Source organism: Olivibacter sp. EAT-5 (assembly GCF_044784325.1).
Taxonomy (GTDB): Bacteria; Bacteroidota; Bacteroidia; order Sphingobacteriales; family Sphingobacteriaceae; genus Olivibacter; species Olivibacter oleidegradans.
In genome coordinates, this window is sequence record NZ_CP173028.1 from 2888555 (window position 1) to 2914319 (window position 25765).

General features: G+C 41.3%; 24 protein-coding genes and 2 tRNA genes. 17 read left to right on the forward strand and 9 right to left on the reverse strand.

The genetic code is table 11. The features are described from left to right. The first annotated feature begins 6 nt into the window (after positions 1-6). Together ACH11B_RS11830 and ACH11B_RS11835 are read left to right on the forward strand one after the other, a co-directional pair. Positions 7-924 (forward strand): helix-hairpin-helix domain-containing protein, encoded by a 918-nt coding sequence (locus tag ACH11B_RS11830; protein ID WP_377612641.1) that lies wholly within the window; start codon positions 7-9, stop codon positions 922-924. After that, positions 921-1448, forward strand: a complete 528-nt coding sequence (locus ACH11B_RS11835; RefSeq protein WP_377612639.1) for an adenine phosphoribosyltransferase — start codon at positions 921-923, stop codon at positions 1446-1448. Before ACH11B_RS11830 ends, ACH11B_RS11835 begins: the two co-directional genes overlap by 4 nt. 293 nt (positions 1449-1741) lie before the next feature. On the opposite strand, the gene ACH11B_RS11840 is transcribed toward ACH11B_RS11835, so the two are convergent. Next, complete coding sequence (locus ACH11B_RS11840) at positions 1742-2653, reverse strand: DUF6263 family protein (protein WP_377612637.1); 912 nt, start codon at positions 2651-2653, stop codon at positions 1742-1744. A 290-nt stretch (positions 2654-2943) separates the two neighbouring features. Here ACH11B_RS11840 and ACH11B_RS11845 point away from each other — a divergent pair, with 290 nt between their 5' ends. From ACH11B_RS11845 to ACH11B_RS11860, 4 genes are all read left to right on the forward strand, one after another. Beyond that, positions 2944-4116, forward strand: a complete 1173-nt coding sequence (locus ACH11B_RS11845; RefSeq protein WP_377612635.1) for an acyl-CoA dehydrogenase — start codon at positions 2944-2946, stop codon at positions 4114-4116. A 162-nt stretch (positions 4117-4278) separates the two neighbouring features. Beyond that, on the forward strand, positions 4279-5793 hold the full coding sequence (locus ACH11B_RS11850) for a malate:quinone oxidoreductase (RefSeq protein ID WP_149105313.1): 1515 nt from the start codon (positions 4279-4281) through the stop codon (positions 5791-5793). Between the two features lie 348 nt (positions 5794-6141). After that, positions 6142-7323: an ROK family protein gene (locus tag ACH11B_RS11855; RefSeq protein WP_130856395.1), complete on the forward strand. Its 1182-nt coding sequence runs from the start codon at positions 6142-6144 to the stop codon at positions 7321-7323. 238 nt (positions 7324-7561) lie between these two features. Next, complete coding sequence (locus ACH11B_RS11860) at positions 7562-8038, forward strand: hypothetical protein (RefSeq protein WP_377612634.1); 477 nt, start codon at positions 7562-7564, stop codon at positions 8036-8038. 266 nt (positions 8039-8304) lie between these two features. On the opposite strand, the gene ACH11B_RS11865 is transcribed toward ACH11B_RS11860, so the two are convergent. Beyond that, positions 8305-8378 (reverse strand) — tRNA-Ala (locus tag ACH11B_RS11865). A gap of 147 nt (positions 8379-8525) precedes the next feature. On the opposite strand from ACH11B_RS11865, the gene ACH11B_RS11870 reads away from it, so the two are divergent. Beyond that, positions 8526-9002, forward strand: coding sequence for a hypothetical protein (locus ACH11B_RS11870; protein WP_377612632.1), 477 nt, complete (start codon positions 8526-8528; stop codon positions 9000-9002). Here the strand turns inward: ACH11B_RS11870 and ACH11B_RS11875 are convergent, their stop codons facing one another. Then, positions 9003-9212, reverse strand: coding sequence for a hypothetical protein (locus ACH11B_RS11875; RefSeq protein ID WP_013665533.1), 210 nt, complete (start codon positions 9210-9212; stop codon positions 9003-9005). Between the two features lie 192 nt (positions 9213-9404). Between ACH11B_RS11875 and ACH11B_RS11880 the strand changes: the two genes are divergently transcribed. The 3 genes from ACH11B_RS11880 to ACH11B_RS11890 are packed head-to-tail and all read left to right on the forward strand — an operon-like array spanning position 9405 to position 12194. Then, positions 9405-10778: a sensor histidine kinase gene (locus ACH11B_RS11880; protein ID WP_377612631.1), complete on the forward strand. Its 1374-nt coding sequence runs from the start codon at positions 9405-9407 to the stop codon at positions 10776-10778. Then, the gene (locus ACH11B_RS11885; RefSeq protein WP_377612629.1) at positions 10775-11158 is read left to right on the forward strand and encodes a response regulator; all 384 of its coding nucleotides are present in this window, start codon (positions 10775-10777) and stop codon (positions 11156-11158) included. Before ACH11B_RS11880 ends, ACH11B_RS11885 begins: the two co-directional genes overlap by 4 nt. Next, positions 11151-12194, forward strand: coding sequence for an adenylate/guanylate cyclase domain-containing protein (locus tag ACH11B_RS11890; RefSeq protein ID WP_130856398.1), 1044 nt, complete (start codon positions 11151-11153; stop codon positions 12192-12194). Before ACH11B_RS11885 ends, ACH11B_RS11890 begins: the two co-directional genes overlap by 8 nt. A gap of 7 nt (positions 12195-12201) precedes the next feature. Here ACH11B_RS11890 and ACH11B_RS11895 read toward each other — a convergent pair whose 3' ends face one another. Then, positions 12202-13071: a YitT family protein gene (locus tag ACH11B_RS11895; protein WP_013665537.1), complete on the reverse strand. Its 870-nt coding sequence runs from the start codon at positions 13069-13071 to the stop codon at positions 12202-12204. Between the two features lie 4 nt (positions 13072-13075). Next, positions 13076-13657 carry a hypothetical protein gene (locus ACH11B_RS11900; RefSeq protein WP_377612627.1) on the reverse strand — a complete coding sequence of 194 codons (582 nt, stop codon included), beginning with the start codon at positions 13655-13657 and terminating at the stop codon, positions 13076-13078. A gap of 420 nt (positions 13658-14077) precedes the next feature. On the opposite strand from ACH11B_RS11900, the gene ACH11B_RS11905 reads away from it, so the two are divergent. The 7 genes from ACH11B_RS11905 to ACH11B_RS11935 all read left to right on the forward strand — a co-directional run bounded on the left by ACH11B_RS11905 (position 14078) and on the right by ACH11B_RS11935 (position 23106). Next, entirely contained in the window at positions 14078-14767 is a 690-nt protein-coding gene (locus ACH11B_RS11905; protein WP_377612625.1) for a DUF6266 family protein, read from the forward strand. A gap of 15 nt (positions 14768-14782) precedes the next feature. After that, positions 14783-15394 carry a DUF6266 family protein gene (locus ACH11B_RS11910; protein ID WP_130856400.1) on the forward strand — a complete coding sequence of 204 codons (612 nt, stop codon included), beginning with the start codon at positions 14783-14785 and terminating at the stop codon, positions 15392-15394. Positions 15395-15468: 74 nt separating this feature from the next. Continuing rightward, entirely contained in the window at positions 15469-16071 is a 603-nt protein-coding gene (locus ACH11B_RS11915) for an RNA polymerase sigma factor (protein ID WP_130856401.1), read from the forward strand. A gap of 155 nt (positions 16072-16226) precedes the next feature. Further along, positions 16227-17285, forward strand: a complete 1059-nt coding sequence (locus ACH11B_RS11920; RefSeq protein WP_377612623.1) for a FecR family protein — start codon at positions 16227-16229, stop codon at positions 17283-17285. A 91-nt stretch (positions 17286-17376) separates the two neighbouring features. Then, entirely contained in the window at positions 17377-20511 is a 3135-nt protein-coding gene (locus ACH11B_RS11925) for a SusC/RagA family TonB-linked outer membrane protein (protein WP_377612622.1), read from the forward strand. A gap of 12 nt (positions 20512-20523) precedes the next feature. After that, positions 20524-22020, forward strand: coding sequence for a RagB/SusD family nutrient uptake outer membrane protein (locus tag ACH11B_RS11930; protein ID WP_377612621.1), 1497 nt, complete (start codon positions 20524-20526; stop codon positions 22018-22020). A 39-nt stretch (positions 22021-22059) separates the two neighbouring features. Further along, positions 22060-23106 (forward strand): DUF6528 family protein, encoded by a 1047-nt coding sequence (locus tag ACH11B_RS11935; protein WP_377612619.1) that lies wholly within the window; start codon positions 22060-22062, stop codon positions 23104-23106. Positions 23107-23218: 112 nt separating this feature from the next. Here the strand turns inward: ACH11B_RS11935 and ACH11B_RS11940 are convergent. The 4 genes from ACH11B_RS11940 to ACH11B_RS11955 form a co-directional block, all read right to left on the reverse strand. Continuing rightward, a tRNA-Ile gene (locus ACH11B_RS11940) sits at positions 23219-23318 on the reverse strand. Positions 23319-23520: 202 nt separating this feature from the next. Further along, on the reverse strand, positions 23521-24180 hold the full coding sequence (locus ACH11B_RS11945) for a hypothetical protein (protein WP_377612617.1): 660 nt from the start codon (positions 24178-24180) through the stop codon (positions 23521-23523). A gap of 116 nt (positions 24181-24296) precedes the next feature. Continuing rightward, positions 24297-24935 carry a hypothetical protein gene (locus tag ACH11B_RS11950; RefSeq protein ID WP_377612615.1) on the reverse strand — a complete coding sequence of 213 codons (639 nt, stop codon included), beginning with the start codon at positions 24933-24935 and terminating at the stop codon, positions 24297-24299. Continuing rightward, complete coding sequence (locus tag ACH11B_RS11955; protein WP_377612613.1) at positions 24935-25741, reverse strand: DUF4099 domain-containing protein; 807 nt, start codon at positions 25739-25741, stop codon at positions 24935-24937. Before ACH11B_RS11955 ends, ACH11B_RS11950 begins: the two co-directional genes overlap by 1 nt. Between the last annotated feature and the right edge of the window lie 24 nt (positions 25742-25765).

Sequence of the window (25765 nt, forward strand, 5' to 3'; positions counted from 1 at the left end):
TCAAAAATGTTGAGAAGACTGCAAAGGCATTTTGGCTTTCACAGAAGAGAGTTGAACGGCATTTCCGGTTTACTTTTTTTAATCGTGGTTATATGGCTGATTCCGCTTCTGTACAGTATGTTTTATGAACCGGATAGTCCCCGTATCGAAGTCTTGGAAGCGGATTGGAAGGATGTGGAGATTGACCGCTCCGAAGAGCTTGGCGCACAAGCATCAAAGCAAGAGGCCGTCGCACATTATTTCAAATTCGATCCGAATGATCTACCAATAATCAAGTGGCAACAGCTGGGACTTAAAGAACGCCAAATTAAGAATATTAAGAATTTTGAGGCGAAGGGAGGCCGTTTTAGGAAAAAAGATGACCTACTTAAAATATATACAATTTCACAGGATGATTATAAACGTCTCGAACCCTATATAACTATCAAAAGCGTAGAGACAGCAACGCGATCTCAAAGTGATTTCCCTATTCGTCATCCTATAGAAAAAATACCTACATCCGGCAAGGCGCAGATCGTGCTTTCCGTATTGGATTTAAACAAGATAGACAGCCTTTCCTTGCTTCCCTTGCCTGGAATTGGACCGGTGTTCGCCTCGCGCATCATTCGTTACCGCGATTTATTAGGCGGTTTCTATTCAGTTTCGCAACTTCGGGAGGTATATGGAATGGATACGATAAGATACCAACAAATTGAACCCTATTTAAAAGTTGATAGTACCGATGTAAAACGCATCGCGATTAACAGCATAAGTCTTGACGAGTTACGGAAGCATCCTTATATCAAAGCGAAGTATGCACGGCTGATCGTCGCTTATAGAAATCAACACGGTAACTATAAAAGCTTGGAAGATTTATCACGAATTCCTGTATTCGATGGGAAATATTTGCGTAAAATTGCACCTTATATAATATTTGATCAATGATTGACAATCTGCTGAAAGCTACTATTCGAGATATTGTAGATTTTCCCAAGCCCGGTATCGTATTCAAAGATATTACCCCAATACTAAAAAATGCCCATCTGTGTAATCTCGTGATTGAGGAGTTTGCAACACGCTTAAAAGAGGTACCCTTTGATGTAGTCGCCGGCATTGAAAGTAGGGGCTTTTTGTTTGGTTTGATGTTGGCAAATCATCTAGGAATACCGTTCGTTCCGATAAGGAAGGAGGGGAAATTACCTGCTCAAACAACCAAACAATCCTACGATCTGGAATACGGTTCAGCTACTATAGAGATGCATACCGATGCTTTTGAACCGGGCGCTCGCGTTTTGATTCATGACGATTTGCTGGCAACCGGGGGAACGGTAGTCGCTGCTAGTAAGCTGATTCAGCAACTTGGTGGAATAATAGCAGGATATAGTTTTGTAATAAGTTTAGATTTTTTAAACGGGAGACAACGTCTCTTGCCCTATAGCAATCAGCTTATCTCCCTTGTTAGTTATTAATTATTAGTTGAGTTGTTGAATAGTTAAGTCGTTGAATAGTTAAGTCGTTGAATAGTAGTTACAGCTCGCTACTTAACGACTTCCAAACTTATCTACTAGCAGCTTTCGAAAGTTGGCTTTCGGCTTTCGGAAATCAGCTTTCGGTCGCACCAGCCCTTCCCATTATCACATCGGCTAACCGACCGTAGGAAGCTCATGAGTGCCGAAAAAGAAAACACTTACGAATAATTAACTACTTTCCTACTCAACTATTTCCCTATTTAACGACTTCCAAACTTAACTACTCAGCAACCCTACAACGCTTTTCCCGTTAATGTAATTTTAGAGGTAATCTTCATAGGAATCTTCATCCCCTGTGCGGAGATGTCACCGCTGATTTGTTGATTTATTGTGCTCGAGTTGATAAGACCAGTGGAGCTGTCCACTTGAACCTTGCCATCCTGAGTCCCTGTAAGGTTGATTTGCATATTGCCCAAAGGGCTTTCAGAGTCGAGAGGGCTTAATTTAATCGTCGAATGTACTGAAATATCAGCTTGTTTTCCATTGATGGCGGTTAAGGTGTATTGGTTTTGCAGGTCCATCTCCATCATACCGGCCATTGGCATTTTGAAGTCTTTCTGCCAGCTTTCATTGGGTTGAATTTCTTTGTTTGGGTAGATATTTAATGAGACATTCATCATGTTCATGAAAGCCGAATCACTAAATTGCTGTTTCAACAACTGTTGCGTGCTTGCTTCTCCACCAATGGAATTCAAAACATCCTGCATGCCTTCGACTTTCGTCACTTCGCCTTCGGGACTTAAATACATAACAAAGCTTTTGCCGACCATTTTTCCAACTGCTTTTAGCGGGCTTTCCGGATTGTCTGTACGCTTTGAGTCGAAATGAAAGCTTCCTTGAGGTGTTTCCATGTTGATTGCCATCGTTTGATAAGTGCTCTTGATTTTCATACCCTGAGTATTGCTCTCAACCACTTCATAGATATAATCTACCTGCGTTTGTTGCTTGATGTCCATCTGATTTCCCATCACTTCCTGATTGACGAGTTGGTCAATGCTGGTGCTAAAAAGATAAGAAGCACCTTTTTTTAGGTTCATCTTTAATAGCACGGATTGTTTGCCTTGTTCTTCTGCCGTTTTATTATGGGCTTTTACAATGGTTAAGGCAGATAATAAGAGTAAGAATATGGAAATTTTCTTTATCATTTTGATTGCATTAAATGTGTTTAACGAATATAAGACACGTGTTTAGAAAGAATGTTACGAAAATCTCTCCTAAGCGCTGATCAATTGTTAAGAGTGGATAGTAAAGTATTGCTGCACTACTAACCCTTACGTATCACGCAAAACTTATAACTTACAACTTAATACGATTCTAAACGAATAGGCTTTGATTTTATACCAAATACTGTTTTGTTATTTTTAAATATTGATTTTATATTCTTTTTTAAGATATAATTTGGTTATTATTGTATATTACCATATTATAAATTATTATGCTTGAAAATAGAGAAACATCTTATTTCTCGTCGGACCATCAATCCATGATTCGGGAAATGGTACGTGACTTTGCACAAAAAAATATTCTTCCACATGTTATGGAATGGGACGAAGAGCAGATTTTTCCTCGCGAATTGTTTGGTCAAATGGGGGCTTTGGGACTAATGGGGGTATTGGTGCCTGAGCATTACGGCGGGGCTGGACTCGGTTATCACGAATATGTTGATGTAATAGTCGAAATTGCGCGTGTGTGTGGAGGGATCGGCCTTTCCCTGGCAGCGCATAATTCACTCTGCACCGGACACCTGCTTGCTTTTGGAAATGAAGAGCAAAAGGCCCGCTGGTTGCCGAAGCTAGCTTCGGGGGAATGGATCGGTGCTTGGGGGCTCACTGAGGCGAATACAGGGTCTGATGCATTAAATATGCTTACGACTGCTGTTTTAGAGGGCGACCATTATGTTATTAATGGAACCAAAAATTGGATTACCCACGGAAAGAGCGGGGATATTGCGGTGGTGATGGCCCGTACGGGTAATAAAGGTGAGTCAGGTGGAATTTCTGCGTTCATGATCGAAAAGGGTACACCTGGCTTTACGCATGGGAAAAAAGAAAATAAGTTGGGGATGCGTGCATCCGAAACAACTGAACTTATTTTAGACAATGTTCGTGTACCAAAAAGCAATTTATTGGGCCTGGAGGGAGAGGGTTTTAAGCAAGCGATGAAGGTATTGGATGGCGGACGAATATCAATAGCGGCTCTAGCCTTGGGAATTGCCAAAGGGGCACTGGATGCAGCTATCACATATAGTCAGCAACGCCATCAATTCGGACAGCCAATAGCAAATTTCCAAGCGATATCGTTCAAAATAGCGGATATGGCTACTGAAGTAGAAGCGGCTGAACTCTTAATACAAAGAGCTGCAGAATGGAAGAACAAGGGAATCCCTGTAACGAAAGCTTCCGCTATGGCTAAATATTATGCCTCTGAAGTAGCTGTGAAGGTTGCTACAGAAGCCGTTCAGATTTTTGGTGGATATGGATACACCAAGGATTTTCCAGTGGAAAAGTTTTACCGGGACGCGAAACTTTGTACGATAGGAGAAGGTACTTCCGAAATACAAAAAATGGTCATTTCCAGAGAAGTGCTCCGAGCTGGAAAAAGCGATTAAAAATCATGATTGCTGTATTGGATAAAAAAATGGCGGTAACGAATAATTGCAAAACCATGACGGAAGTCACTTTGTATTATATATGTAAATAATTCTGTTCTTTTGTTATTTTTTTAAGAAAATGTAATCGGATGGTGTTATTTTTGCAAACCATAGATTGAAATGACTAAAAGTAACAAAAACACCATTCAAGAAAAGGATGCTGTATTGATAGGTGCGGGAATCATGAGCGCTACCTTGGGCATCATGTTAAACCAGATTCAGCCAGAAGCTAGTATAGAGGTTTTTGAACGTTTAGACGAAGTAGCAGCGGAAAGTTCAGATGCATGGAACAATGCAGGGACCGGACACTCTGCCCTGTGTGAATTAAACTATACGCCACAATTACCGGACGGTTCCGTCGAAATTAAAAAAGCCATTAATATTGCAGAACAATTTGAAGTCTCAAAAGAATTTTGGGCGCAATTGATAAGCAAGGGAGTTCTGAAGAATCCGGCTCAATTTATAAGAAGTGTGCCTCATATGAGTTTTGTTTGGGGAGATGCTAATGTCTCTTACCTTCGAAAGAGATATGAGACAATGAAGGATCATCATCTTTTTAGAGGAATGGAATATTCCGAGGATCAGCTTACCATCAAGGAATGGATTCCTTTGATTATGGAAGGTAGAAGCCCTGATCAACCGGTTGCAGCTACAAAAATGGATATTGGTACGGATGTCAATTTCGGAGCACTTACTCGTTGTCTATTTGAATATTTAAAGAAGCAGCCTAATTTTAAACTTCGTTTAGCTCATGAGGTGCGCGATTTAGAGCGTTTATCGGATGGTAGGTGGAAGATTGAAGTGAGGAATAGCACAACCAAGCGTAAACGCACGGTTATTGCAAAGTTTGTATTTATCGGTGCTGGTGGAGGTGCTTTGCCTTTACTCGAGAAATCAGATATTAAAGAAGGGAAAGGCTTCGGTGGCTTCCCGGTAAGCGGTCAATGGCTTCGATGCACCAACCCGGACGTCATCGCTCAACATGAAGCGAAAGTTTATGGAAAGGCAGCGGTTGGATCTCCACCGATGTCTGTTCCGCATCTTGATACACGTATCATCGATGGTAAGAAGGCCTTACTTTTCGGTCCTTACGCTGGCTTTTCCACAAAGTTCCTTAAAAATGGATCATGGTTGGATTTACCGGCTTCCATCAAGATTAATAATATTAGACCGATGTTGGCGGCAGGACTAGATAACCTGAAGCTGACTAAATATTTAATAGATCAGGTTAGACAATCACCGGACGATAGAATAGAGGCGCTGCGGGAATACGTGCCGACGGCTCGTAAAGAAGATTGGGAATTAGAAATAGCCGGACAGCGTGTACAGGTTATTAAAAAAGATCCGGTGCACGGCGGCGTGCTCGAATTCGGTACCGAGGTGGTAAGCAGTGCAGACGGTTCTATTTCTGCTCTACTTGGTGCTTCTCCCGGTGCATCAACTTCAGTTTCTATTATGATCAAACTGTTGCAAAAATGCTTCCCCGAACAAGTTAAAACCTGGGAACATAAATTTAAAGAGATGATCCCATCTTACGGTAAATCGTTAGCTACTGATGCAAAATTGGCCGGTGAAACCCGGAGGAGAAGCAGTGAAATATTAGAGCTACAACAGCTAGTCGAAGAAAATATTTAGTATTATTTAATAAAAAGAAACGGGCCGAAAGATCTTTCGGCCCGTTTCTTTTTTATATTTGATTGTCCGTTAATGAACAATTAATGTTCATTAACGGACAACGTCTAAATGAAATAGTTGTTTGAGAGGGAGTAAGGTCGATTTCTGAATTTGGCAACGCTATTGCTGCATGGTGGATGATAAATGAACTGCTTGGCTGCCGCTCAAAAGGATATGGGTAAATAAGCTCAGTCGGCACAGGTAAGCAAACTTCATTACCTTTTAAAGACGGATTATTCGAATGAAAATCAATATTAGGACAATACGTGATTATTGTTTAATTTTAGATAATTATTAATACTAACCGGTTTGACAGCAAAAATACTAAAACAACAACACCTTAGAAAAGCTATTCTAAGGCAACTATATTATAATGGTGCCTTATCGCTGGCCGATTTATGTACGATGACATCTAAAAGTTTACCCGTTGTGTCATCGTCTGTATTAGCACTATTGGAAGAAAGATATATTGTTGAGTATGGATTAGCTCCTTCAACAGGAGGAAGGCGCCCAATTACCTATCTTTTGAACCGGGAAAAAAACAGCTTTATTTTAGCAGTAGCTGTTGATCAGCTTGAAACACGGATCTGTATATTTAATCTCGGAAATGAGCTTGTTCAACCCATAAAATCCTTTCGCTTAGAAATTTCGCAGAATCCGATCGCAATTGATAATCTTGTTGCCTGTATCAAGCAAGTTCTTACGGAAAGCAAGCTGCCGGCCGATCAGATTTTAGGTGTAGGAATTGCCATGCCCGGTGTATACAATATGAAGGAGGGGATTAATCATACGTTTTTCCCCGATCATCAGCATTTGCCAAAACATTTAAGCAGAAAGCTGGGACTCCCTGTTTATGTTGACAATGATTCACGTGCTATTGCGATGGCTGAATTAAACTTTGGCACGGCTAAAGGTTATAAAGATGTAATGGTAGTCAACATCGGCTGGGGTATCGGATTGGGCATGATTGTAGATGGCGCGCTTTTTAGTGGGCATAACGGTTACGCCGGGGAGTTTAGCCATATCCCTTTGGCAAATAGTAATAACCTATGTTCCTGCGGCAAACGCGGATGTTTGGAAGTGGATGCCTCCCTGTTGGTTTTAGTTGAAAAAGCGAAGAGAGAGATGATGATAGGCGCAAAGTCTAAATTGGAACAACTTTTTCAGGACGATCATAATCTTTCCGGCGAACATTTATTGAATGCAGCGAGATCGGGTGATCCCTTGGCGGTTTCTCTACTTGCTGAGGGCGGCTTTATGATTGGCAAAGGTCTGGCAACACTGATTCATATCATGAATCCCGAACGAATTGTGTTAAGTGGACGAGGGGCAGCGGCCGGTAAGATATGGTTGGCTCCGATTCATCAAGCAATTAACGAGTTCTGCATTCCCAGGTTATCGGAACAAACCACCATTGCCGTGTCTGACTTGTCTAAAGAAGTGCAGCTGCTGGGAGCGGCAGCCCTAGTTGTTGAGCAATGTGACTTTTAATACCAAAGCATATCTCTTTCAAACCTATTTCAAAGTCAACTAAATCAGCTGGGATTCAGGGATTCGCATTTAATATTTTAAACTCGAAACCGACCGATGGCGAAGGTAATCGCCGCACTGGCCGAACTGAATCTGCGCATGTGAAAATCTGTGTATCTTTGGCAAGAAATTTGCTACAACAGGACAAAATACATCTGGTGGATGTAAAAAAATTAGTTTAAAAACAAAATTATTTATTATGAGAAATCGATTTTTATCTTTATTAACTGTTTTTTTATTTGTATTCTTAGCACAGGAATCCAAAGCGCAATACCGCAATGCCTTGGGTTTAGGTATTGATTTAGGGGATGGACGTACTTTGGTTGGACCGCAATTAAAGCATTTTTTTAACTCAAAAGATGCTGCTAATGTGCAAGTTTTATTTGCCGATAACCATGTGTTGCTTGGAGCGGATTATTCGTATAACCAAGCGATTAGCGGAGCGAGAGGGCTTAACTGGTATATCGGTGTAGGTCCGCAACTAAGCTTTATTGACCAGGGACCGTTTGGTAATAAAACGTATTTTGCCATCCGCCCTGCTTTAGGCTTGGAATATAAAGTGCCTTCTGCTCCTTTAGCTTTCCATTTTGATTGGAAACCTTGGTGGAACCTAACGGACGAGTCGGATTTTGAACCTTCCCGTTTCAGTATTGGGTTTAAGTATACTTTTAACTAAGCGAAAGAGAACATACCATAAAAAGTCCCCGTCATTTCCGGCGGGGATTTTTTTATAGTATTGCTAAAATTCATTGGCGTGAAATGATGTTTTAACCAAATTGCTTCACCTTGTTCATATGGCGTGCTTTAGCCTTACAATGTGTTTACTGAAACACTGATATCTTAGAATAATATACTAGGGAAGGTTATTGAGACAATAGCCGATAAGTGAAAAAGCGGATCAAAAGAGCATAAAAAATCCCGCCGGTTGCGGGATCATTTTAGTGGAGATTACCGGAGTCGAACCGGTGACCTCTTGCATGCCATGCAAGCGCTCTAGCCAGCTGAGCTAAACCCCCAAAAGAATTTGTGTCGGCAAAGATAGTAATTCACTTTATAACTGCAAATTATTTGTAAAACAAGAGAAAGTCTTCCCTCATGGTTTTTGTACATTGAAACAATTCAAAAATCCTGCTGTTACGTTATAAATCAAAACTTGTATCTTAATGAAAGCAATTACAATAACTGGCTTTTCAGTAATACTCTCTTTCTTTTTATTCGCAGCTTGCAATAATAGTAAAACAACAGATCAGACTAATGAAACCGATGCTGCCGACATTGATAAAACAACCGCCTCAGTGGCACCACTTGAGGACAATAGAGATTCCATTAATCTACAACTGATTAATGGGGAGGCGGCCCAAGAAGCCAGGATGGAAAAGGGAAAACATGTGGTATTTTCATTTAATGTAAAAAACCTTGGAAAGTTATCCGCTTCTGTTAAACCCGGCGAACCCAATGGAAATGTTCGTATTGCTCAGATCTTTCTTCCTAATAATGTAGCAGACGGGCCTTTTGGCCCAACCATGGAGTATAACATAAAAGAACCCGGAGTCTACCGTATCGTTGTTAGCGAAAATCAAATGGCAGGTGAACCCTATAATGGCCCTTTTACTTTTTCATTGAAAATAACGCCACGATAACTAATGCCGGTGTTGCGTCATATTGGTTAACTTTTCGACAATTGGTGTGTTGTTACCCGATATGTCATATCGGCCGTCATTATAATCGATACGAGCAACCTCATTCTTTAAGTTGTCAAAGACAATGAACGATTGTTTGTCATAAGTGGTGGAATAGCCCGTCCATTCATGGTCTATTTCATGGGCCCATTTTGCAAATCTTTCTAACATAACAGTAATTTGATCAATAATTTTTACGTTTCGCCCCCTTCACTATCTACTATTGTCTAAAACAAGAAGTAGCGCAAAAAGTTTAGCCTTCCATCGAATTGTTGTTGTAGGTGCAGGTGATTTTATCTATGTTTGAGCAAAAAGTTATAGTTTTTTTAACAGCTACTTATTGGCAAGCTAAACCTTTGTTTTATGACACTAGAGCCCATATTTGCACTTCTCCTGATTAGTTTCCTTAAAAAGAAGGTCAACTATCAAAAGGTAGATTACGATTTGGCTAAATATCTTCAGTTTGGCTTTTATGTGAGTATCGCATTGATCATCCTTGACGTTGTTTCAAGCACTTATTTGGTTACTTTGCTTGTACAAGTCTTCCTATTTGCTCTATTGTACCTTGTTTACCGCAGACAGGAATTACAGGCGGGAAGGCACATGATTTTTTCGATACTGCCTTATGCTATCCTTTCATTTATCAGCTCTTTTGTCCGGGAGTTTTTTTCATCATTTTACAAAAAAACAGATGATTTTTTCGAGAGTGCCGTGTTGTTTGGCGTTCTTTGGTACGGAGGTATGTGGCTCGTGAACAGAAATCAACGGAAAGCTTTAGAGAGGGAACGGGCTAGACGCGAAGCGGAAGAGGCGCAACATCGGATTATGGCGCAGCTGAAAGTCGATTTAGAACACGAAGTAGCACAACGCACGACCGAGCTGGTTAAACAAAAAGAAGAGTTGCAAGTGACGCTCGACGAATTAAGAAATACCCAAGCCCAACTTATTCAATCGGAAAAAATGGCCTCTTTAGGTGAACTCACGGCCGGTATTGCCCATGAGATACAGAATCCCCTGAATTTTGTGAACAATTTTTCGGAAGTGAGTATCGAGCTATTGAACGAATTGAAAGGAGGGCCTCTGAAGGCACTGGAAGGAGCTCAACAAGAGGAGGCAGAAGAAATTATAGCAGACCTAACGCAGAACTTAGACAAGATTAATTTTCATGGTAAAAGGGCTGACGGTATCGTCAAAAGTATGCTCCAACATTCTCGTAGCAGCAGTGGAAAAAAAGAAATGACCGATATTAATGCACTAGCGGATGAATATGTTAGATTGAGTTATCACGGTTTGAGAGCCAAGGATAAATCGTTCAATGCCACTATCGATACTCAATTTGACACCGCCTTGCCTTCCATTGAAGTGGTACCGCAGGATCTCGGCCGTGTGCTGCTTAATCTTTTCAATAATGCTTTTTATTCTGTCAACGAGAAGAGAAAACACATAGGTGGGAGTTTTATGCCAAGAGTAACCGTTATTACCGAACATATAGTTGATGATGCTCAAGAAGCATCGATTAAGATTACGGTGGCCGATAATGGCCTAGGCATACCAAGTGCCGTCTTAGAAAAAATATATCAGCCCTTCTTCACGACCAAGCCAACTGGTCAAGGCACCGGTTTGGGATTATCTATGAGCTATGATATTATTACAAAAATGCACGGAGGAGAGTTAAAAGTAGAAACGATAGAAGGAGAATACGCAAAATTTATTATTACTATACCCGACAAGCAATGAAAGTATTAGTTGTTGACGACGAGATCGATATACAGCCCTTATTCCGACAGCGATTTCGTAAGGAAATCAAAACGGGATCCATCATTTTTGAGTTCGCATTGTCTGGAGAAGAAGCTGTTCAATATCTTCTTCACGATGGTTCCGAAGTTGTTCTTATCCTGTCTGACGTCAATATGCCAGGTATGAGTGGGTTGGACTTGTTATCGCATATCAGGCAGAAACACGGAGGGACACCACCTTTTGTGATGATGATTACGGCCTATGGAGACGAAGAAAACTATCGGCAATCGATGCAATTAGGTGCTAATGACTTTTTGACGAAACCACTTGATTTTAACTTGTTAAGGGAAAAATTAAAAAATTTAGAAGAGCATGGCTAAGATATTAGTTGTAGACGACGAGGCAGATCTCGAACTTTTGATCAGGCAAAAATTTAGAAAGAAAATCCGAGAGCAAATCTATTCATTTGTTTTTGCCAAGGATGGCTTGGAGGCGCTCCAATTGTTAAAAGAAGAAGAGGATATTGATATTATTTTGAGTGATATCAATATGCCTGGTATGGATGGATTGACCTTGCTTACTAAACTCCCGGAGGCCAATCCCGTAATCAAAGCCGTGATGGTTTCGGCCTATGGAGATATGGAAAATATCCGTACGGCAATGAATCGAGGTGCGTTTGATTTTGTCTGCAAACCGGTGAATTTTGATGATCTGGATGTAACAATAGAAAAAACACTGGGACATGTGGAACAGATCAAAAGCACATTAAAGGCCATTAAAGAGAATAATATCCTAAAGATGTATGTGGATGAGAATGTGCTCAATTTTATGACGCATCAGGAATTTGAAAAAAGCTTATTGATCAATGAGACCATTGAGGCAACAGTTGTGTTTATTGATATTTGTGGTTTTACGGCCATTACGGAAACTGTCGCCGCTGATGATGTCGTAAAACTGATTAACGACCTGTTCGATGTAATCGTGAAAGAAATTATCAGTTACAATGGACACATCGATAAATTTATGGGCGATGCGGTGATGGCTGTCTTTAAAGGAGAGTATCACTTGGACCGGGCAATTGATGCGGCGCTGGCAACGAAAGAAAAGATTGCAGCTATTGAGGCGATTCGATCCGGCGATCACACCTTTAAGCCCGACGTCTCTATAGGCATCAATACCGGCGAGGTAATTTCCGGTAATATTGGATCAGCTTCGCTGAAACGCTTAGATTATACCGTTATAGGTGATGCCGTTAACTTAGCCCAACGCTTGCAGTCCATAGCCAAAGCGGGTCAAATCGTTGTTGCTGAACATGTTTATGAACAGGCCAAGCAATCGTTCGGCTTTTCATCGCTTGGAACCGTAAACTTGAAAAACAAAGCGAATCCTGTCAATATTTATGAAGTGACTGCATAGTAAGGGATTAATGTTCCCTTGCTCTTCTCTTCAATATACCGCCCGCCGCCTCCTTAATGGTATTCGTATATACGAAGGCTTGCGGATCAACTTGATGTACCATATTCTTGAGCCTTCGTACTTCAAATCGAGTTACCACCGTAAAAACAATATCAACGGGGTGGCTCACATCAAAACTTTCTTTTAAGAAGCCGCGCTCACCTTTATAGACCGTAATGCCTTTTCCCATGTCTTTTACTAACCTTTCCTTAATCAGTTCGCTATGGGCTGATATAATATTAACCGCTGTATACTCTTCGAGCCCTTCAATTACGAAAGTAATAGCCCTTGATGCGGTATAATAAGTCAGAATGGAATAGAGTGCAGTCGGAAGTCCCAAATGAACCGCTGCAATCAAGAAAATAATAATGTTGATACCTAAAATAATCTCACTGATGGTAAAGCTGCTCCGTTTAAGGGTATAAAGCGCGAGCACCTCAATACCGTCCAAAGCGCAACCGCCTCGCATGGATAAACCGACGCCAATTCCCATAAAAACACCACCAAAAATAGAAACCAGTAGTTTATCGGATGTGATAATCGGGTAAGGAACATATAGCAAACATATACCTAATAATATAACGCAGGCCAATGTTTTTAAAGCGAATTTCTTGCTTACCTGGAAGGCGCCCATTATAATGAGGGGAAGGTTGGCGAGTACAATGACATAAGCAATGTTAACATGGTAGATTTCGTGTATTAATAAAGATATTCCGGTGATACCACCATCAAAAAACTGATTAGGGACCAAAAAACCTTTTAAGGCAAAACCACAGAATAAAATACCCGTAACTACATAAATAATGTCACGGGCGATCGCCGTCGATTTTGAGTTCATATTGCTAAGATTCCGAATTTGTCTTTAATTTGGTTAAATTTTCTTCTTTTAATTTATTACGTAATGCTTTTGCGGTATTGCTAAAATATCGATGATTTGAGAGAAACTCCAATTGTAGCTGCATATACTCCTGATGAGAAGATACGGTGCCAAGCGCTAACATTTCACGATAGAGTTTTTCGCTTATCTCAAAAAAATCTGTTCGCCCCAAATAATCTAAATCTGCATCGCAGATAATTTCTTCCAGGTGATTTTTTGGTTGCTGTGGCACTTTCGTGGCCCTGATTAAGTCGCTAATTTGGCTAATATCCTGCTCGCTATAGGAATAATGAGGGAGATACTTGCGCGCCATATGGCATGAGTGTAGTTCGTGATTTTTAGCAGATATTAAGAAACCCGTATCATGAAAAAGTGCTGCAGTCGATAACAGCTGTAATTCATTCTCGGTAATATGCTCCTGTGAGCCGATTTCTTTTACCGCATGCATAACATCTTGCGTATGGTCCACATTGTGATAGCTAAAAGAGGCAGTAAGCTCGTGCCTTAACTTATCTAAAATGAATGTAGTAACCCGTTCAAGTTGCATTTCTATTGTTATAGAGGGCTAAGATATTAAAATTTCTTAAATGGTGAGGAAATGCTCATAAGATCGTGAAGCTCCTAGTTAGCGCCGCATTTGCTTTTTAAAGAGCTGATTGGGCTTGAAATGAGTGGCAGAAAGCTTCTTGCTATCCTACTAAAAAAACATAACAAAAAAAGAATAAAAAATTATAAAGACAATAGTTAAATATCCAATTTCATAGTTTTTTAATAGTTTTTTTATCATAAAATGATCGTAAAATATACGATGAATTTACGATAAAAAAACGATCAATTTACGATAAATCTGCATTTTTTATATATTTCTTTTTCTATTTAAATTTATTTTTTTCTATTTTTATTGTAAACGATGGGCATAAGTCCTATCAACAGAGAGAAAAGCGATTTAGGCATTTAAATCTAAATTATGGGAACTTACAACAAAGGCATAAATGGACCTTTTAGTGGTAAAACAGGTAGCATTATTGGCAGTCGTTGGCGAGGTGTAAATTATATTAAAGGCTTTTCGCGGACTTACAAGAATAAAGGTAAACCAAGTGAAGAGCAAGTTTTGCATTATAAAAAATTCAAATTACTAAATGAGTTTTTTATTCCTATAAAAAAAGTGGTGGAGGTGGGTTTCGGAAATTACTTACGCAAAGCTACTGCGCGTAATATTGCTTTTCAGCAGAATTTTGATCATGCTTTTTCACTTGACGAAAATAACGAGCCACATTTAAACTATAGTTTGATTCAATTCAGCAAGGGAACTTTATTTACCGCGGGGGCTGAAAAATTGGAGATAGTGAAGCCTGGGCAGATAAAAGTAACCTGGAATCCGAAAACCTATGGATTGGGTGGTTCCTTAGATGATCAGGTTCATATTTTATGTTATACAGTGAGTAGTGGCCTGTTTGATTCGCCAGACACCACACCTTTGCGCTATCAAGCGGAAGCTACGGTTAGATACGAGGCATTAGAAGGCGAGTGTATTCATGTATGGTTATTTCTTAGCGATAGCCAAAAAAAACGAGTTTCTCCTACCAAATATCTTTCTATAACCAATAATCCACAACCCACAGCCAACAACCAACAACCAATAACTAATAGCCAATAACCAATAATATAGCTTATGGAATTTTTCTTTGATGCAAATATACCGAAAAAGGAAAAAGAACCTTATGGAAAGCTTGCCAGTCAACAGCGCATGAGATTGGCAATGGCCTTTTTGAACCCTTTACGTCCTGTTATCAACGAGGGTTGGAGCCAATATGGCAATGGTAAAAAGAGTAAAGCCTTTGGGCAAGCATTAAAAAAAGTAATACAGGAGGCGGTTGCAGGCACCTATCCTGATCAAATGATTGTTCCTGAAAGGGTAATGATCAGCATGGGAGCTTTACCCCCGCCTGCCATAGCCGATGTAGTGCGATCGCCCGGTATACTGGAAGTCTTTTTTACGAACGAACCACATCCAATGGCAAGAGATAGCGATGAACTGGTATTAATTGTAATCAGTCCCGAGCTCGGCATAGGCGCCAAGAGTGATCAGGTTTGGTATCGTAAAGACGGACGTATCGAAGTAGAACTTCCACCACAATTTGAAGAAGGCTCTTTTCATGCTTATACCTACTGTCATAACCGAAAAAAAACCAGCTATTCAAAAAGTTATTATTTAGGTTATTTTGAGGCGCTTCTTGATCAAAAGAGGGGCGACGGAAATATTCATGCTCAGATAAAACATTAAGATTTATTCATGATTTATTAATAAAGGGACTTTAGTTTTGATGATTGGAAATATTCTGTTGGTAATTCAACGCTATGACGACCTCCTTTTCAACTGTGCTTGCCGAGAAAAAGCTTATAGATCAAATGAAAGCCGGTGATCCGGTAGCTTTCGGAAAAATTTATGATCATTACAGCCAGGCGATTTATGGTAAATTGCTGAAATTTGTGAAGATCAGTGCTGTTGCCGATGAAATGCTTCAGGACGTCTTCTTAAAAGTTTGGGAAAATCGCCATACATTGGATTCAAATTATTCGCTTAAGCCTTGGTTGTATAGGGTTACTGAAAACGAAATTTATAAGTTCTATCGAAAGGTGGCATTGGATGTCAAACTACAAACGCATATTCTACAGACCTTTGATGAACTTTACACCCATACGGAAGAGGACTATTACCTCAAAGAAAGCCGCAAACTATTACAGGATGCAATGACCGATATGCCACCACGTTGTCGCGAGGTTTTTGAGTTATGCCGTTTGCAAGGAAAAAGCTATGAAGAAGCGGCATTACAATTAGATATATCGATATCAACCGTTAGCAATCATCTTGTTCGCGCAACCGCTATCGTTCGAAAAACCCTATTTCAGTCCACCGACATGGCAATGATCGTTGTAACCGCCTATATGGTTTATCGCTAGGTGATAAATTTAACAAGCTTCATCCCCAACTTTTTCCTCCATGAAAAATCGAAATAAGACGATTGCATTTCGTTAAATCAGGAAAAAATAAAAAAAATCAAAAGTGATTAGTGTGTTTTTCTTGCTCGCGCATATTGGTAATAAAAGAGCAAAAAGTGGATAAACAGCGACGCCCCATTACCCCCTTACTTAAAAAGTATATTGAAAATGCATGTACGCCGGAGGAACTACATGCTCTCTTCGCGTACTTTGGTACCGCTGACGAAGGAGAATTACGTTTACAGATCCGGGAATTGATCGATCAGGAGGATGTGACTATGAAGAGAGAGCCAGACCACCTTCAAACGATCAAATACCGATTGATGGAACAGATTAACACGGAAACGCCTAAAAACAGAAGTTACTATTCTTTCCGTTACATAAAGTATGCTGCTGCTGTATTTCTGTTCGCACTTATAGCAAGAGCGCTGGTTGGACACTTTTCAAAAGCCCCTGAAAAAAAGGAAATGTTATTAACCGAAAATAAGCACCGGTCAAAGATTTTTCAACAACAGAATTTTTCAAAGGATGTGCGTGAGCTTAGACTCGTGGACGGATCGAAAGTAACGCTATACCCGCAAAGCGTTTTTCTGTATAACGAAGATTTTGGCAAAGACAATCGGAACATTGAGCTGGTGAAGGGGCATGCCCGCTTTGAGGTGGAGCCAAACCCAGGAATTCCGTTTATTGTGAAAAGTAAAAGTTTAATCACGAAGGTGCTGGGGACCGTATTTGATGTTAACCTCGAGCGCAAAAACGCTGCTGATGTTAAACTTCTCAAAGGTAAGGTAGTCGTTTATAGTGGCAAAGATTTCAAGAAAGAGACGTATTTAATACCTGGGAAAAAACTCAGTTTAAACTTGGAAACAGGTTTAGTGGAGGTTACTGCAATTAAACGGACACAATCACTTAAGAAAATACCATCTTTAAAAACCGAAGAATCGACTGTTTCTCTTTCATTTCGAAATACCTCGATTTCAGAAACATTCAGAACCTTAGAAAAATACTATAAGGTGTCGATTGATTATAAGGATCGGGATGTCAAGAATCTGTATTTTACCGGTAACCTCGACGAAGATATGCCACTGTTAACTACACTTTCTATTATCTGTAATATGAATAATCTTTTATTTGATCAACGTGGGGATACTATCCTGATTCATAGAAAACAATAAAATAATCAAAATATAAACAGCGATGAACTGCAAAAATTGCGGTATGGCTTCTTATTGTGTAAAAAATTAAAATAAGATAAACAGACAATTTATGAAGAAACAAACTTTTGAGTGTTGCTTTTGGCTACTGTTGCTGCTCGTGTTGGCAAAACCGGGACTTGCGCAGCAACAAGCAAGTATTAAAGGGGTAGTTGTTGATACTGCCGGTAGACAGTTGGAGGGGGTAACGGTAACCGTTCAATTGAGGGAAAATCAGCCTGTAAAAACCACAATTACAGACAAACAGGGGCTATTTCAGGTTAACGGCTTACAAAACAACGCTACCTATAGACTTAATTTTCGGTTGGTGGGGTATCGGCCATACAGCGAAGAGTTACTTACCAATCAGGGGTCTACCAGCTCCATATATATTAAATTAAAGCCTCAGGAAACGATGCTGGACGAAGTGGTGCTAATTGGGTATGGTACAAGCAAGAGGAAGGATCTGACGGGTTCGGTAAGTACCATCTCAACAGAAAAGTTAGCGGACTTACCTGCAACCAGAATTGATCAGATGTTGCAGGGGCGCGCAGCAGGCGTATATGTTAAATCAACAAACGGCGCCCCGGGAAGTCCTACTACCATTCGTGTGAGAGGTTCCAGATCCATAAGTGCGACCAACGAACCCATTTATGTCATTGATGGTATTGTTGATCCAAGTGGAACAAACCTGAACTCAATTAACCCCGCCGATATCGAAAGCATTGATATCCTTAAAGATGCTTCTACAACAGCTATTTACGGCTCCCGAGCCGCCAATGGGGTAGTACTGGTTACGACTAAAAAAGGGAAGGTGGGTAGAAATGATTTTCGTTTTTCTACGAATCAGGGGGTATCGCAACTAGCAAAGCGGCCGGAAATGATGAATGCGAGAGAGTTTGCTGAGTTTATAAACGAAGCCCGTATATTCGGGAAGCAGCCGGCGCTATATCCGAATGTAGATTCAGTCATCAATATAGTCGGCGAAGAAGGTACAAATTGGATAGATGCGGTAACTCGTGACGCTCCGTTTTCAAGTTATGACTTATCAGCGTCGGGAGGAGCAGGAGGGGATCATGGTTATACTTATTATTTGTCCGGTAATGTATTAAACCAGCAGGGTATTATTGAGAATACCGATTTTAAGCGTTATCAGGGGCGTCTTAACTTTACGAAGAACCTCTCGTCCAAGGTTAATCTTGGCGTTAATCTTAATATCAGCCGCGAAAACAAGAAGCTTAGTAGCATGAATTTAGGATCGAATACGGGCTGGTCATCCTCTTATATTTTTTTAGCACCTACTATACCTATCTATAAAGCGGACGGAAGCTATGAGACATTCAATCCTATCTGGTATACAGGAGGACATATTGATAATCCGGTAGCGATTGTGAATAAGATCACCAATAAGCAGCTCGCTAACAACGTTATTGGTAACTTTTACCTTCAGTACGAACCGATTCCCGGGTTAAAGCTAAGGTCTTCCTTGGGTATCAATTTTATCAATCAGCGTGCGGATTACTACAGTCCTTCGGATATGCCAAGCAAGATTTATAACAAGGTTATGTACGGCTCGGCCTCTTCTGATATCTACAATACCAGTAGCTTAATTAATGAGAACACAGCGAATTATACGAAAAGCTTCGGAGAGCATCACTTCGATTTTCTTCTTGGAACGAGCTACCAGACCAGGGATATCGACCGCTTATATGCTTCGGGTTCGCGACTTACGAATGATATTACGCAATACAATAACCTAGGGATTACAGAACAGGAGAATCGGGGCATCGCTTCCAACCTGGATGAAAATACGATTGTCTCTTTCTTGGGACGCATTAATTACGATTACAAAAATCGTTACTATTTTACCTTTACAGGTCGTAGAGACGGCGCCTCCAATTTTGCCGCAGGAAAGAAGTGGGGCTTTTTCCCATCAGGTGCTGTCAAATGGAGAATCTCTAATGAATCCTTCTTTGAGCATGCTAAGATCCGTAGCGCGATATCCGATCTTTCCCTCCGGGTCAGCTACGGTTTATCGGGAAATCAGGGTATAGCCAACTACCAGTCTTTGGCTTCATTATCGGCAAACAGTAATGCGTATATTTTCGGAGGTACGCAGGCGTTGGGTTATACGCAGGGAAATATTGGCAATGACGGGTTGACATGGGAGACCACCTCTCAATTGGACGCTGGACTTGATGTTGAATTCCTTAATGGAAGAGCGAGCTTTACGGCCGACTATTATCGGATGGTGAGCAAAGATTTGTTACTGACCGTTCAGATTCCATCACAAACCGGGTACGGATCACGTATTGTTAATCTCGGAAAATCATTAAATGAGGGTTTTGATTTTTCACTAAGTGGCGATGTGATCCGAAATCGTAATTTCACATGGAACGCACTCATCAACATCTCAACAAACCGACAGGAAGTAACCGATATCGGTCCGCTCAGCAGAGTTTCTTTAGATGCCGGCATCGGTTACGGCGTACTTACGAGTTATTTAGAAAAAGGTGTACCCATCGGTGCTAATTATGGTGTTGAATATGCAGGAACCTGGAAAAGTCAGGAAGAAATAGATGCCGAATTGAGCAAGCCTGCCGGGGAGAGAACCCTGGTCTCAACGGCCAATCTTTATAGACCCGGAGGACCACGATATGTTGATTACAACCAGGATGGGGCACTAAACGCGATGGACTACCATTACCTTGCACCGGCAAATCCTAAATTGTTTGGTGGATTTGGAAGTACATTTACTTACAAACGGGCTATGCTTGATTTCTTTTTTCAGTTTAGTCAAGGCCATAAAATGTTCAATGCCATGGAATTTTTCGCAGGGATGGGTTCTTCTTTAACGAACCAGTACAAGTATATGGTTGACCGTTGGTCGCCAAATAATCCAACTTCGGATATTCCGGCAGTGGAATCACGTGATAACATACCGGGCGACCGATTATTGCATGATGCTTCTATCCTTCGGCTTAAATCAGCTCAGCTCAGTTATAGCCTAAAGGGTTTGTTGTTGAAACGGCTTGTTAAAGATATGAAGGTGTTTGTCAGTGGCACGAACCTGTTTCTGCTGACAAAGTATAATGGATTTGATCCCGAAGTAAATAGTGGCGGTAGTAGTTCAACAATCATTGCTACTGACAATGGGAACTATCCGAATAGTAGAACAATAACCCTCGGACTAAATATGACCTTTTAATCCAAAGTGACAATGAAAACAAGAATAATAACAATGAAAATATATCTGTTTATGTTCCTGCTAACTGGGAGCATGCTGATTGGAGGATGCGAAAAAGCCTTGGACGAAGATGCGAAGACCTTCATTGCTCCGGATAAGTTTTTTACCAACGGCGAGCAATGTACACAAGCCGTCAACGGCGTCTATGGATCTTTAAACACGATTTATGGATCGCCGGAATTTTGGCGGATTGTAGATCTGGGTACCGATCTTTCTTATACGGAAGATGCAAACAATCTCATCCCGCATGAATATACCTTCACTTCCGGAAATACAGGTACCGGTGGCATTTGGAGCGCAGCCTATACGGCTATTAAGAACGCAAATATGGTAGTCAACCGCGTATCACAAGCTCCTATTGACGAACAATTAAAAGGACGGCTTGTTGGAGAAGCAAAATTTCTACGGGCTCTTTATTACTTCATACTATCTAATTTTTGGGGAGATGTTCCGCTATGGACGGACGAGCTGAATGTAGATGCGGTAAGTCAGCTTGCACGAACACCACTAGTTGAAGTTCGAGCTCAGATTGTAAAAGACCTGAGCGAGGCTGCTGAAACACTTCCATTAAGCTATGGCACGAGCGATGTAGGTAGGGCAACTAAAGGAGCGGCCTTGACCCTTTTGGCTAAAGTATATCTTTATAACAAAGAGTGGACAAATGCGCAGCAAACCGCACTACAGGTTGTTCAAAGTGGTCAATATTCGCTGTTACCAAATTATGCCGATGTTTTTGATGTGCATAATCGTTTTAAAAACAATGCGGAGTCCATTTTCGAAGTTCAATTTCTTCGTGATGCTGCCACTGCCACCAATATCAAAACACACCAGCAGGTATCCTATTATATGCCTGCGAGAGATCCAGGCAAAAGCACGTATGCAGGTGTAGACTTCGGGAATTATATTATCGATGGATGGAGCGTCTGCAGGCCAACGCTTAAATTAGCGAAGATGTTCGAACCGAACGATCAGCGTAAGGATGTTGTGCTCGGCTATGGTTATAATGGGCAGACCTTTACCAAATGGCCGAGACCGGACCACCCCTGGTTCGGGCCTAAATTTTGGGATCTAGATGCCAATGCGCAAGCAAGTGGTAAGAACCTTTATATATTACGTTACGTAGATGTCTTATTGATTCTGGCAGAGGCTTATAATGAAGATGGAAATATAGCAGAAAGTACAAAATGGCTTAATGAAGTAAGGAAACGCGCTAAATTGAATGAGCTCGCAAACCCGTCACAGGAAAACCTACGTGAGGAGATCATGAAAGAACGTGCCATTGAATTTGCCGGTGAATTTCAACGAAGATGGGATTTAGTTAGATGGAATAAGCTGGTGGAGGCCGTTAAATCGGTTGCTGACGACAATCCGATAGGAGCGGCAAATATCAAACCGTTTCATAACTATTATCCGATTTCTGCAGAGGAGATTATAAAAAATCCAAATCTAACGCAAAATCCGGGTTACTAGGTTTTTACGATGAATAAGTTCATTAATCTACATAATTCAATGAAAAGATTATTAATTTTTTGTATGGCCGTTATTTTCGCCTGCTGCAAAGAAGATAAACAAGCTTTTTTACAGAAAAGCACAACCATGTCAGCTCAAGCTAAAGGAGTGACGGAAGCGGTTACTGACGACTGGATATGGGCCGGTAATCAGGCTACTAATAAAATTGAAATCTATGATCCGGGGGTCGAAGACTGGAATAGCTCCACTGCGCTGAAATGGTCGTGGAAACCCGAGGCAGCTAAAGGCTATTCTCAATATGCGCTAGACAATTGGGGGCTGCCGACAGATTTCAAAGTCCGCACTGTTAACGTATGGGGAGGAAACCATTTAGTTGCTTCCTGTTCAAATGGTTTAGTTACGATTGCTTCTTATCCTGGGGGGATAAAGAAATGGGCATATAATCTCGGATTTAATCCGCATGGTGTAGAATTGTTACCAAATGGAAACATCGCCGTTGCTGCTACAGATAAAGATTCGGTCTTGCTTTTTGCTTCGTCTACTGGAAACGATAACTTAACTCATGCTGCGGTTCGATTGAATAAAGCGCATGCCGTTTTATATGATCCGGTGGAGCATATTCTTTGGGCAACGGGGAATGATTTTGTGATGGCCATGCAGGTAGGCGGAACAGATGCCGCTCCTACTTTGACGGAACTACCGGAAAGACGGGGGCGTTTGAACACAACCAGCAGTGCCAATCCCTATGGGCATGATCTATCCCGAGACCTAAACGACCCTAATATATTATGGGTGAGCACCAATGGAGGTGTTTATCGCTTTGATAAAACAACAAAAGCGTTTACGGATGCTCCTAATCTGCTTAACAAGACTTTTGTGAAAGGCATCAGCCGACAGCAGTCCGGTCTATTTGTACTTACACGTCCAGATTCGGAGAAGACAACCGAGCTACCGGATCCTGTTACCAGTCCAACTTGGTGTACACGCTATGTGGATATTTATTCCAGCGATGGCTACTTTCAATATTATCGGACAAAAAGCGGTGCAAAGTTTTACAAGGCGAAAATTTTCCGTACGCCCTATTGAAAAGGAACGTAAAGAATCACCGGAAAATAAAAAAGGTGTTTATCAGGATCGAATGAATAGTCTATCTCAGATGGATAAGCAACAAACCCCTCGAAAAGAGGGGTTTGTTTTGTGCTCCCACCTGGGCTCGAACCAGGGACCAAAAGATTATGAGTCTTCTACTCTAACCGCCCTATTATGGGACAAAAAGTGCATTTCTGACTTACAGAAGCAATATAATCACTTTTTTTGAAACCGCAAAATTTTGTTCCGTAACGTATTTGTAACGGTTTTTTTTGGGATAAAGAGTAACTGTTCAAGTCTTTAAAATCAGGATATGAAAACACCCTGATCCAATAAGAACCAGGGTGTCAATGATATTTGTTCAATAAATCCAAAAGGACAAAGCTGCTTGCAGTATTATAGTCTTCTCCACTACCTTGCCCGACCTCGTGAATTATTTTGTTCTTCACTGTCACTACTGGGTTTCATTCCTTGTTGCCCAATATCCTGAACCAATGGTTTTACATACTGTTCATGAAACAGCCCGGCCCTCTTTAAAATACTTTCAGGAATGTTTGTATTTAATATCTTCACACCGTCCTTTAGTTCCTTAAATATATTTTTAGCTATGGAGTTGCTTACGATCTCGGCGCCTTTGGGATGCGACAATACGTCTTTAAGCGGTACGCTGAAAGTCTGTACGATCCAGGAATTATCATTGGGCTTGCCAAAGACGATCCCTTTTTCCATATCCTTGATGACTTTTTTCTGGATTTTCTCCAGGTCTTTCTTTGCCAGGTAATCATTGAGCAGGTCGTCAATGTAATGTTCAAGGTTCATAGGTATAGAAAACCCTTCCATGTATTCATCTTTAGGATAATTTTTGTCGGGCAGTGTTTTGGTGTAGTCCTCTGCCTGGCGGATAAGCTCCCATCCCTCTTTGTTATCTCCGCTGTAATAAGTGGCGCCTCCGCGGCCATCGTTCTTTGCGGTTCCCGCACGCTTGCCTTCGATGTACAGGTTGGCCTGAAAAGCCAGTGTTTCTTCACTAAAAGATTCGTAATATTTGATATTTTTTAGTTCAATGTTCATGATGATTGTTGTTAATTGGTTTATTCTTTTGTTCCTAATATTATCCTGACCAGCTTGAATTTTAAGCATAGCAAAGCACCCTGGCCCGTAGGAACCAGGGTGCAATTACTGATGTGTTAATAGCTATTTACAAACAGCTGATAATAAGAGCTGAAGCCGCCTTTGGGTTTATGTGTTCGGATATTACTGCGCAGGGCAACTGTTTTTTCAAAGCGGTGCAGGGAAAAGACAGGTACAGGAATATTGAATTTTCGTCTTCGGTAACCAATCTGTACAATATCGTCAAAAATGCTGAATGTGGCATCTTTCCCTGACAGCCACAATGCGGCCTTACAGTCTGTTACCCTGCCAGTAATCTCGGCATCAAAGAGCATATGCACTTTAGCATTGCCAAAACATTCTTTCAGGAAGCGTACCTGGTCGGCAATGGCCAGCAGCCCTAAAGCTGCAAAGGCCACGTTCCCCGGCAAGGTTAACCAGTCCGGACTAAGCTGGCAGAAGCAAAGAATATCTGCGGCAGAGTGGCTTAAAAACAAGTGCCTAACCTGTGCTAGTGATCCTTCATGTACCAGCCAGATACCGACGGATACCGGAACCTTATGCAGACCGGGCGACCAATATTCCGTCCCGGTTTTCCCGTAGTTGTTCTCATAGGAGAACAGGAAAGCATCATCCTGAACGTGTATGCGATCTTTGAAAAAATCCAGCACTGCGGTATTGATGCCTGACGGGTGGGTATTGACGAACGGAGACATCAGCGTGATGCTGTGCGTCCGTAACCACGGCTTTGCTGTGAGTTTCTGGAATAATCAAAATGCTCACCTACGGTCATTTCCATTTCTCTTTTGGGTTTGCCGACCATGCTATCAGCCAAGGCCTGGTTATAGCCTTTGGTATATCCTTCCTTTTGCGTGTCCTTATTACCGGCAAGATTGCGAATTCCGCGGAGCAGTAGATAAGAGATGCCACCATCCAACAATACCGAAAGTATCATTGCCTTTCTGTCCGACCTGATGCCCTTGCTGTCGGTAGCACTGTGTTGGATGCGGGTTCCGTCCGTTAGTTCTACCACTTCTCCACGTTGGAATGCTTTTTTCTGTTCTTCTGACAGCGTTTCCCCATTGACTTTTAGAGGAACCTCTACCTGATCGGGATGGTAGGCGACAAATTCCCTAGTTTGTTTGTCATATTCAATAATCAGCTGCGCCAGTTTTTTATCGGCTTGTTCGTAGACTTTTTGTACCGATTGCAGCTTGCCATCCAGAAGCACTCTGGCTTCTTCCGCGCTGAGCAAGGGATGCGGCTTAACTTCCTTGTAGATTGGATGCAGGTTCAACGTAACAGTGCCGTCCTCGTTGCGGTTCAGGGATAGTTTGGCATCCAGCTGTCGGATAGAAACCCCGTCCATCTTTAAATGGAACATGCTGCGCATGTCTGTTCTTCGTCCCGCCAGCAAGGCATCGACGTCTTCACTGCTCAGGTTCAACTGACCTTCCTGGTACAGTCCGAGCTTTTCGAGTTCTTTAACGGGCAACTCGTTTTCCTTAATTAATGTTTCCATAATTAAATGCTTGTAATTCGTAAT